General features: G+C 56.6%; 4 protein-coding genes and 1 pseudogene. 1 reads left to right on the forward strand and 4 read right to left on the reverse strand.

What is annotated here, in order from left to right:
- Nucleotides 1–403 precede the first annotated feature (403 nt).
- The 4 genes from ACWGTI_RS31680 to ACWGTI_RS31695 all read right to left on the reverse strand — a co-directional run bounded on the left by ACWGTI_RS31680 (nucleotide 404) and on the right by ACWGTI_RS31695 (nucleotide 6,946).
- Complete coding sequence (locus ACWGTI_RS31680; protein WP_454590575.1) at nucleotides 404–1,651, reverse strand: ATP-grasp domain-containing protein; 1,248 nt, start codon at nucleotides 1,649–1,651, stop codon at nucleotides 404–406.
- 462 nt (nucleotides 1,652–2,113) lie between these two features.
- Nucleotides 2,114–4,828: a lyase family protein gene (locus ACWGTI_RS31685; protein WP_454590576.1), complete on the reverse strand. Its 2,715-nt coding sequence runs from the start codon at nucleotides 4,826–4,828 to the stop codon at nucleotides 2,114–2,116.
- Entirely contained in the window at nucleotides 4,812–5,879 is a 1,068-nt protein-coding gene (locus ACWGTI_RS31690; RefSeq protein ID WP_454590577.1) for a pyridoxal-phosphate dependent enzyme, read from the reverse strand. The genes ACWGTI_RS31685 and ACWGTI_RS31690 overlap by 17 nt, the downstream gene beginning before the upstream one ends.
- 8 nt (nucleotides 5,880–5,887) lie before the next feature.
- Complete coding sequence (locus ACWGTI_RS31695) at nucleotides 5,888–6,946, reverse strand: GHMP family kinase ATP-binding protein (RefSeq protein WP_454590578.1); 1,059 nt, start codon at nucleotides 6,944–6,946, stop codon at nucleotides 5,888–5,890.
- 306 nt (nucleotides 6,947–7,252) lie between these two features.
- On the opposite strand from ACWGTI_RS31695, the pseudogene ACWGTI_RS31700 reads away from it, so the two are divergent.
- Nucleotides 7,253–7,649, forward strand: a pseudogene (locus ACWGTI_RS31700) (transposase); the annotation flags it as partial.
- Nucleotides 7,650–8,539 lie beyond the last annotated feature (890 nt).

Consider the following 8,539-nt stretch of genomic DNA (forward strand, 5'->3'; position numbering starts at 1 on the left):
CGCCGTTCCGGTGAAAGAATTTAGCACCACACTATTTTCATTGACCAAGCTACGGTCACTAAAAATCAATGACTTACTTGGCTATGTTCTTTTTGTGTTCTCGTCCAGGTGTTCAAGTCGGGCATGACGAGGCTTATTTCGGCGCGCAGGCGATGGCGACGGCCGCATGATCGTCGCCGCGCGATTTTGCTGCAGCTCTGGTCGGGCTACGCCCTTCTCCCGACGCCGCAGCAAAATCGCAAAGCCCCGCGCTCAACGTAACCCGGCAGGATGCCACTTAAATTCCGCGGGGCGCTGTCCAAACAAGCGGAGCCAGCTCTTATAGCCGCTCGACGAAATTACCCTGACCTATTTGCAACCCCGGTCGGCAAAGGAATTACGAATGAACAGGCCAATTTATACTTTAGCCGTTTTCAACTATCGTTCCTTGGGGCGTGATGGACCAGTTTATCAAGTCAACGGCGCGCTGAAGTATCGCCTCGGCACGAGGGAGGCTGGATGAAGCCGCGACGACATGCCCCAAACAATCTCTATAGTCGCCTTTTCTAACAATCGGAGTTTTTGGTTGAACATAGAATTTGACCTCAGCGACACCTGGTAGGGCAGCTGCCTCGCTCTCCCCACCGATCCAGTCAAGCGTCCCATCGCGATCAGCAACTAAGAATCGTGCGGCCGCTGTTTGCGAATGCCTTTTGCGCAAATCCAATTCTTCGCCGATGGCAAGCTTAATATGCGCCGTGATAAGATCAATACCGTAAGCCAGATCAACCATTTGGGGAGTCGGCGAGCCATGAAGGCGCGGGTTGACCTCAATGATCACCGGCCCACGCTCGGTCCACTGGACTTCGATGCCCGCTGGTCCCCAGCCCAGGCCAAGAGCGCGCAAAGAGCTAAGGGAGATATCGATAATGCTACGCTCATGCCCCTCGTTATTCAGCGCGGCCGGATAAGTTGCATCACGATAGACGAAATGCGGTGGGGGACCGCAGTGGCCAGTGGAAATCCCAACGACCGCATCCCCCATTGTGTCTACCCCATAAGCGGGGCCGCCATTTGCGAATTCCTCGACCAGAATCCTCGGCGCAGCCCCCCATCGGTGCTGTCCGCCCAAAATATAGTTCGTATGTTCGGCCAGTTCGCGGGCGGTGCGGCACAATCGGACACCGACGCTGCCGCTGCCCGCCGCAGGCTTGATTATCACCGGCAGTCCAATCTCCTCGGCGGAATCCCCCACTTCAGCTGCGTTGGTCGCCAAGCGATACTCAGGTATCGGAACGCCTGAGGCAGCGAGAAGTTGACGCTGAGTGTACTTGTCGCAGCATTGTTCAATAGCTTCTAGGTTCGGCCCTGGCAGGACGAAATGACGGCAGAGCTTGCCAGCCATCACACAGGCCGACTCGTCGGCGCGAGAAAAGCCGATAATGCCCGCAATCTCATACGTCTCACTTATCTGAGAGCATTGTTGGACGAGTGCGTCGAGATTGTCCGTATCGACACGAACTGCTTCATGCTTTTCTGCCGCGATATAATAGTACTGGGCTGGGTCAGCCGACAGGGTGATTGGATGAAGACCAAGTTGCTGAGCCGCCAAGATGTATGAGAGACCCATACCGCTATGACCCTCAACCAGGATGAGCGCTCTTGTTGCCACTGTCGTTCCGCTCCAATGTTGCGTGTTGAGCGGCCTCGGACCCGATCGGGATCAGTGTTCACGTGTTCAGCCGCGCCTGAGATCAGGCCTGTGGAACGTACCATCCCCGCCAATTTGCCGTCGCAAAGATTCTGCAAACTTAGTTGAAGGAACTGTTGCGACGTAGTTGGTTTACGGGCACCTATTTCATAGAGGAGCGACGGGTAGCGACCCATCCGCAACGAGCGCCTCGCACGTTTCAGAGCGACCCATATCGTGCGGCGAGCGGCCGCCAAGCGATGGCCATCGGGCCCGTCCTGAGCGACAAGGCCATATCGCCACGTTATCTGGCACTCCCTCGCCATAAAGTTTCTCCAGTCCGGTGCGGATATCTTGACGGTTCGGGTCCGCCGACGAGGTGGAGGGCCCGAACTCTCCCCCTCTGCCCACGCGGCGCTCATCACCACAGGGTATTAATGCCGCTCATGTAGGCAAGCCGTCAGGTGGTTTGATGCCGCCGATGATTTCTTTCACCCTCTGTTTGCGGTGCATGTCGGCACTCTCCCAGCCTTCCCGTATGTCTGCACATTTGAGTTGGGCATCCCGAAAGAGCGTTTTTGCTTCGGCAAGCTGGGCCTCGGTTGATGCTGTTCCTGGTCCTCCTCCGAACTGCAGAGCGTCCCTGCATTCTTCAGGACTCGTCGGCAATACCCCAGCGAGGTGACTAGCCAACTCTCTTCGGCGCTTCGAGATAGAGCCATCCTGCGACAGTTGCGCCACGATCTCGCCAATTTGTGTGTGGGCGGCCCTGAAGGGAACGCCTCGCGACGCCATTCGCTCGGCCGCTACAGTCGTCATTGCCAAGCCGTCTTCCAGATTTTGCCGCATCGATGCCGCATTGAAAGACATGAACTTCACAACCAGCGATGTAAGGATTATGGCTCGCTTAAGGGCATCTTCTGCAGGGGCCAGCGACGAGCAGCCGTAGTTGCTGGATTCGATGGAGTTGCTGAAAGGCGATTTGCAGCTTGCCGTTGCCGCAGAGACGTATGCGCCAATCACGGTGCTTGCCGCCCCCTTGATGTGTTCAAGAAGATATGGGTTCTTCTTTTGCGGCAGCATGGAAGAGCCCCCGGCAAGATTGCGAGGAACCTCGATGAGAGCAAACTCGCGCGTCGTCCAAACCTGAAGATCCTGAGCAACACGACTGAGCAATATCGACACACCAGTAAAGAGTGAAAGCCCCTGCAGATGGAAGTCCCGGCTCGCTACTGCGTCGAGGGAGTTAAACGAGGGCAGTTCAAATCCCAAAAGGCTCGCGGTTTTCGAGGGATCTATGGGCATGCTGGTTCCGCCGCCAGCGCCGGCTCCCATGGGGCAACTCCTAACGTCTTCCAAGAGGCGAAGAAGCCTTTGGCGCTCGCGCCCGAGAGCAAAGAAGACCCCGAGCAGGTAGTGCCCCGGCGACCCCGGAAGGGCGATTTGGTATTGGCTGTACAGTGGAGCTATAAGTGTGGACGCTTCTTCCGCTCGCTGAAGCAAGACCTCTTGTGCAGCTCCTATTTCTTGCGAAGTGGAACATGCGGCGTCCCGCAGAGCCATTAGAGAAATGGTGGCGTTCAAGTCGTTGCGGGACCTCGCCAAGTGTAGCCAGCCAGCTTTTTCCGGGCCTGCCCTGGCGGCAAGCTCGGCCTCATAGGCCAGATAGAGGCCCCGCGGAGCATCGCGGCCCTCCAAAGATCGAAAGCCCTCGCTCTGGAGGCTGAGAATATGCTTGAGCAGGTCTGCGGCTAATGCTCGCTCAACCAAGCCTTGATCGGCGAGCATCACCAGATGTGCTTCATCTATGGCCGCTTGGAATTTCAGGAGTCGACCGTCGCGCGAGATTTCGATGGGCGGAGCGAGCAGCTTCATCGCTTCAGGATGCAAGGTCCATCTGCGTTCGCTTAGCCCTCCGTCTTGCTTGCTCTGCGCTTCGCCATCAGTCGGGTCGATGTCAACGACAATGGAATCTATCATCTGTTCAGCCACTGCGGCCGCGGCGTCGAGCTCGTCAGCGACGCCGATCGCATACGCTACACGGTCTCTGAAGTCGCCATTTATCTGTATTTCCTCCCCCTCAGATTTCAGAAGACCCGTTTCGGGCACGGTCGGCCCAGCATTCTGGGAAAAGCTCAGGCGCTTGAGCTTCCCGGACTTCTGGGCGAGGCCGAAACGGATGGCTCCCGCTCTTGTCTTGCTCAACCGGAGATGCGGGAACGCTTCACCCGCATAAAGCTTGATAACCATGTCAGGGATTGACGTGCCTAAAGCGTGCGAGAGCATGACTGGAATCATTCCGCCAGCCAACCGAGGATTTACCTCAATGACGACAGGACCTGACTCCGTCACTACAAACTCCACATGAGCCGGTCCGAAGTCCAGCCCCAAAGCCGATGCTGCTCCTGCTGCGAAAGAAGCCAGGTCCCTCAGCCACAACTCCGGAAGCGGGGTCGGGAAGTCGTGCCCAACCTCGACGAAGTGAGGTGGCGGCCCCTTGTGCTTGGCAACGATTGCAAGGCAATGCACCTTCCCGTTAAACGCAATCATCTCTGCAGAGTATTCTTGGCCTCTTATGTATTGCTGAATTAGAACTTCCGGGCTTTGCAAACCTACTTGATCGAGCAACACGTCCTTTGCTCGCCCGAATGCCTGTATGGCGGCCGTGGTATTTTCGCAAAGGCACACGCCGCTACTGCCGCTTCCCGAGACCGGCTTCACGACGACCGGAAAAGTAATTTGAGCAAGATCTAGCTCTCTGACCGAAGTGATCAGTTGGGTCTTTGGCACTGAGATCGATTGTCGCTGCAATTCGGTCACTTGCTTCCATTTGTTCCGACACCTAGCTACAACCTCCGGACTCGCCGTTGGCAGCCCTAGTTTCATCGCGGCTCTGCACGCCGTTTCCACAAAATAGTCCGAGGATGAAAATATTCCTGTCAACCCTGTCAGTTTGGCGGCGACCCTGAGAATTTCATCCGGACTACGCGTTTCGGCTTCAACTACTCGCGCGCCGCACTCGTCGAGAAAGCGGTAGCGGCCCGGATTTCGAGTAATGAGATAAGGCTCAAAACCCAAGGCCGCGGCACGCTTGATCAATAGCTCGCCAGTGCCGGTCGTGTTGCTTTCCACGAAAAGAAAACTATTCCGATCCATCATGCCACTCCAACACCTTCAAGACAGCCTCCCGGCTTTTGCGCTTCCAGCGGTATCGGTTCCATGGCGGGAGAGCAGTCGAGGGGTGATCTTCGCTAGCTGGAGAGTCCAAGAGAACACCATTATGCAGGCATCCGTTCTGCTCGCACCACTCGTGATCGTAGACAGCCTCGACGTAGCGGTGGCCTTCGTCAGGACATATCACCACTACGGTTTCCTCTGGATACTCCTGAGCGCGCCACCGCCCGACGATATAGCTCGCGCCGGAAGTCGGGCCCGCAAAAACTGCGTGCCGTTCGTGAAGGTCACGCGTCGCAGCAAAAGCCAGCGAAGCCGATATGAAATGAACCTCGTCATAAAGTTCATGCTTCACGTTTTTCGGGACGAGACTGTTACCCAACCCGCGCAGTTTCCGTTCACCGTCCGCCTGACCGAAAATGACGCTATTGAAAGTGTCCACTCCAATCAGCCGGGCGCCGGGGGCTTTGCGGCGGAGGCGCTCTATTGTTCCGCAAGTGGAACCGCCTGATCCGACCGACCCCACCAACGTGATCTCTGCGCCAACCATTCCAGTGATCTGGTCGGCGAAATATTTGTAGGCGCCGGGATTGTCTCGAGTTTCGTATTGGCGAGGCCAGAAACAGGAGTGGCCTAACTGTTTCATCCTAGTCTGCAATGCGTCGAGGCGGCTCCTTTGATATCCGCCTTGCTCCGCCTTTTCTGTTACTATAACTACTTTCACCCCCAGCGATCTCAACCTTTTTTCAAGAGCCCTGTCCATCACCGGATCAGTGAAGATTTCGAGGCGGAAACCATATTCCCGGCAGACTACAGCCAACCCAAGGGCAAATGTTCCGCTCGACGTCTCTAGAATCGTCGCGTCTCGCTGCAATGTCTCTCGAGCCAGCGCTCGCTCAATAATGTACTTTGCAGGAAGAAGTTTCATGAATGCAAACTGCGCCAGGTAAAGATTGGTCCCGCACCGAATGATCCGGGGTAGGGCATAGGCCTCAGAATAACCGGAGAACGGATGGTGTGTGTGATCGGCGTCCATGCGGTAGCTCACCGGCAGCCATTCATTGTGACATATATTTTTGGCGAGCTGTGAAACGACGACACACTGTCCACAACCGACCGAAGCGTCCGTGGGAAACCAGGCGCCAGTCGATCCAGTAGTATCCCGATCATGGTACCGCTATGCGCGACTACAACGCCGAGCGCGCCAGTGTCCTCAGACGCTTTCAGCATCGAATCTAGATGCTCTTTGGGAACCCGCTCCTGATGCAGGAGCGCGCTTGCTGTAGCTATTCCACCAATCGCGGCGGTGTCGCCCCCCGAGATAGCTGAACGTGTCCGCTCGAGTAGTTCATGATATTGAGCTCGGTGGCTAGCGGAGATCTCACCTCGCCGTTGGTCATAGTCGACGGTTTCAATCGTCCCTCCCTCATCAATACCAACGATAGCTAGCGGCGGCATCTGTCCGAGAAAGGAGAAAAGCCTACATGATCGCTGTTGATATGCGACCACGCCGGGGTACATCACCCCGTCGGACGGCTCGATTTCTGCCATTAGCTTCTCAATCAACGATGTACGGATCCTACGATTGAAACAGGACGCGATTGACCTTGCAGCCGCAACAAGATCCGCGGACGAACTCGCCAGCCCTTTGCCTTCGGGGAGCTCAGATTGTAGAATAAGAGTTCCTCCTGAGACGCTCAGCGCACTCACGAGATTCTCAGCCAGTCGTTTTGCTTTGATTTTATGCGATGGATAGACGGTTACAGATCGTATGCCTGGAGACGGTATAAAGTAGGCCCGAGCAAAGAGCGCGATGGGCATCGTGACCAAGAAATGAGAGTCGCGGGAAAGGGAGCCGATGGACAACTGGCCTTGCAGCAACTCGCCGAACGTGCCGCAACAAAGTGCGCAGCTCTCGCGGAAATGAACCCCAAGCTGCGGCCCGCTCTGGGCGATGCTTTCAGCCGTACTTTCGCCATCGAACGTCTGGTGACATATGTACGGCTTCCAGGCTTCATCTGCGGCTGCTTCATTGAGTTCTGTAATCGTGCTCAACCTGCTTCTCGCAGCAGCCACGGGATGCGTCGGATTCTGGATCGACATATCGCCGTTCCTCCAAGCTCATTAATAATGCGATTTGCCGATAGGAGATGAGACGCTTCTCGACCCCTGCGCCACTTTTGTTGACCTCTACGGGACCGCACCCGACAGTGCCTCGTCTATCGCATCGATTTGAATCGTTCGAGCAAGGTTCATTTAAACCTCCTTGGCCGGAGACTATGAGACTGTTAGATCCCAACGGAAATCACTGTGTTCCTTGCAATCGGCATGCCGCCCAGTCTAGTCTAGTTTCCATGCACATTCGTTGGCGAGTAGCGGAGTGCGAGATGCTGAAGATCGAAGAGCGCGCGCGCTGACAAGGTTTGCCGCAGATTGATGAGCACACCTGGGGTCGGCGCCTTGGTTGCGCTCACCGGCGGTGGACGACCCGATGCGGCTTGGAAAATTCAGTGTGGTCGGAGCCTAATTCGGGCTTACGCCCATCAATCCGGTGAGACCGACCGGGACGGTGGTGTCAGCAAGGTCGGCGACGCCATGGTGCGAACAGCGCTCTTTGAAACGGGCACATCGTGCTGACGCGGGCGACCCGCTTCTCAGGCCTGAAGCACTGGGCGCTTGACGTGGCGAAACGTCGGGCATGAAGCGCGCCAAGATGGCCCTTGCCCACAAGTTGGGCATCGTGCTCCATCGCATGTGGGTGGATGCGACCGACTTCCGATGGAGCAAGGCCGCAGCGATGGCATAGGTCCCGTCGCCGGGACGAGGGCGTGGCAAGGTTCAGGAGGGCGCTGCCGTTCGGCTTGGATCTGATGGCATAGTGTGGCGGCCTTCGCGCTGACCACGGACAGAAGCATGATCCTGACGATGAGATATCGTCCAGAGGAGACTCGACGAAGGAGGACCCATTACAGAAGACTAGTCTATGAGGCCTGTGCGGGTAAGAGGCGAACACCATGTTCGCACCGCAACGGCTGAATACTCGACACCTCCATGCCTCCATGTGTCCGGTCCCGGACATCCGTGTCTTCGACCGGACAGGGCTGCCACGGAACCCGATGCCGGACAAGCAGGCTGAACACGCCCGACTGGATAGCGGTGCGCCCGGCGGGGAGGGAACGTGTGATGCGGTTGCACCAATCGATCCCGTCGAGGGTACGCGGTTATGTGACGTCCACATAACCGCGTACCCCGAGTTTGGAAAGTCGTGAAGGAACCGAAACATCCGGACTTGCGGAGCCACTCAGTCGGCTAGTGGCTCAAGTCAAACAGATGAATCCCGTCTTGGTGAACCATCAGGCCTCGTTCCCGTCCCATGCCTCAGCCTGCTTCAACCAGTCAGGGAGGTGGTTGGCGATAAACCGAGCCCAAGTGATGAGATGATCTTCGCAACCGTAGCGTAGCCAGATGTCGTCGCCCTCGGTGTAGGGCTGGTTGATCCTCTGAAAGCCTTTGAGGTAGATGGCGCGGATCGCCTCATCGGCATGCAGCAGCGGATGATTGGCTCTCGGCGATATCTGTCACCTGTTCGAGCCAGCCGAATGCAGAAACTTCTTCAAAAGTAAGCGCGAATTTCCCTGCACCTTTTGCTGTTGCGTGGCCTGATGCATGAGGTGTCCACCAAAATAGGTGGACACC

This window comes from Mesorhizobium sp. ArgA1, assembly GCF_053714375.1.

What these genes read in the sequence shown, in the direction of transcription:
- ACWGTI_RS31690 (WP_454590577.1), bottom strand. Translation starts at nt 5,879, where the DNA reads ATGGACGCCGATCACACACACCATCCGTTCTCCGGTTATTCTGAGGCC.
- ACWGTI_RS31695 (WP_454590578.1), bottom strand. Translation starts at nt 6,946, where the DNA reads ATGTCGATCCAGAATCCGACGCATCCCGTGGCTGCTGCGAGAAGCAGG.
- ACWGTI_RS31685 (WP_454590576.1), bottom strand. Translation starts at nt 4,828, where the DNA reads ATGATGGATCGGAATAGTTTTCTTTTCGTGGAAAGCAACACGACCGGC.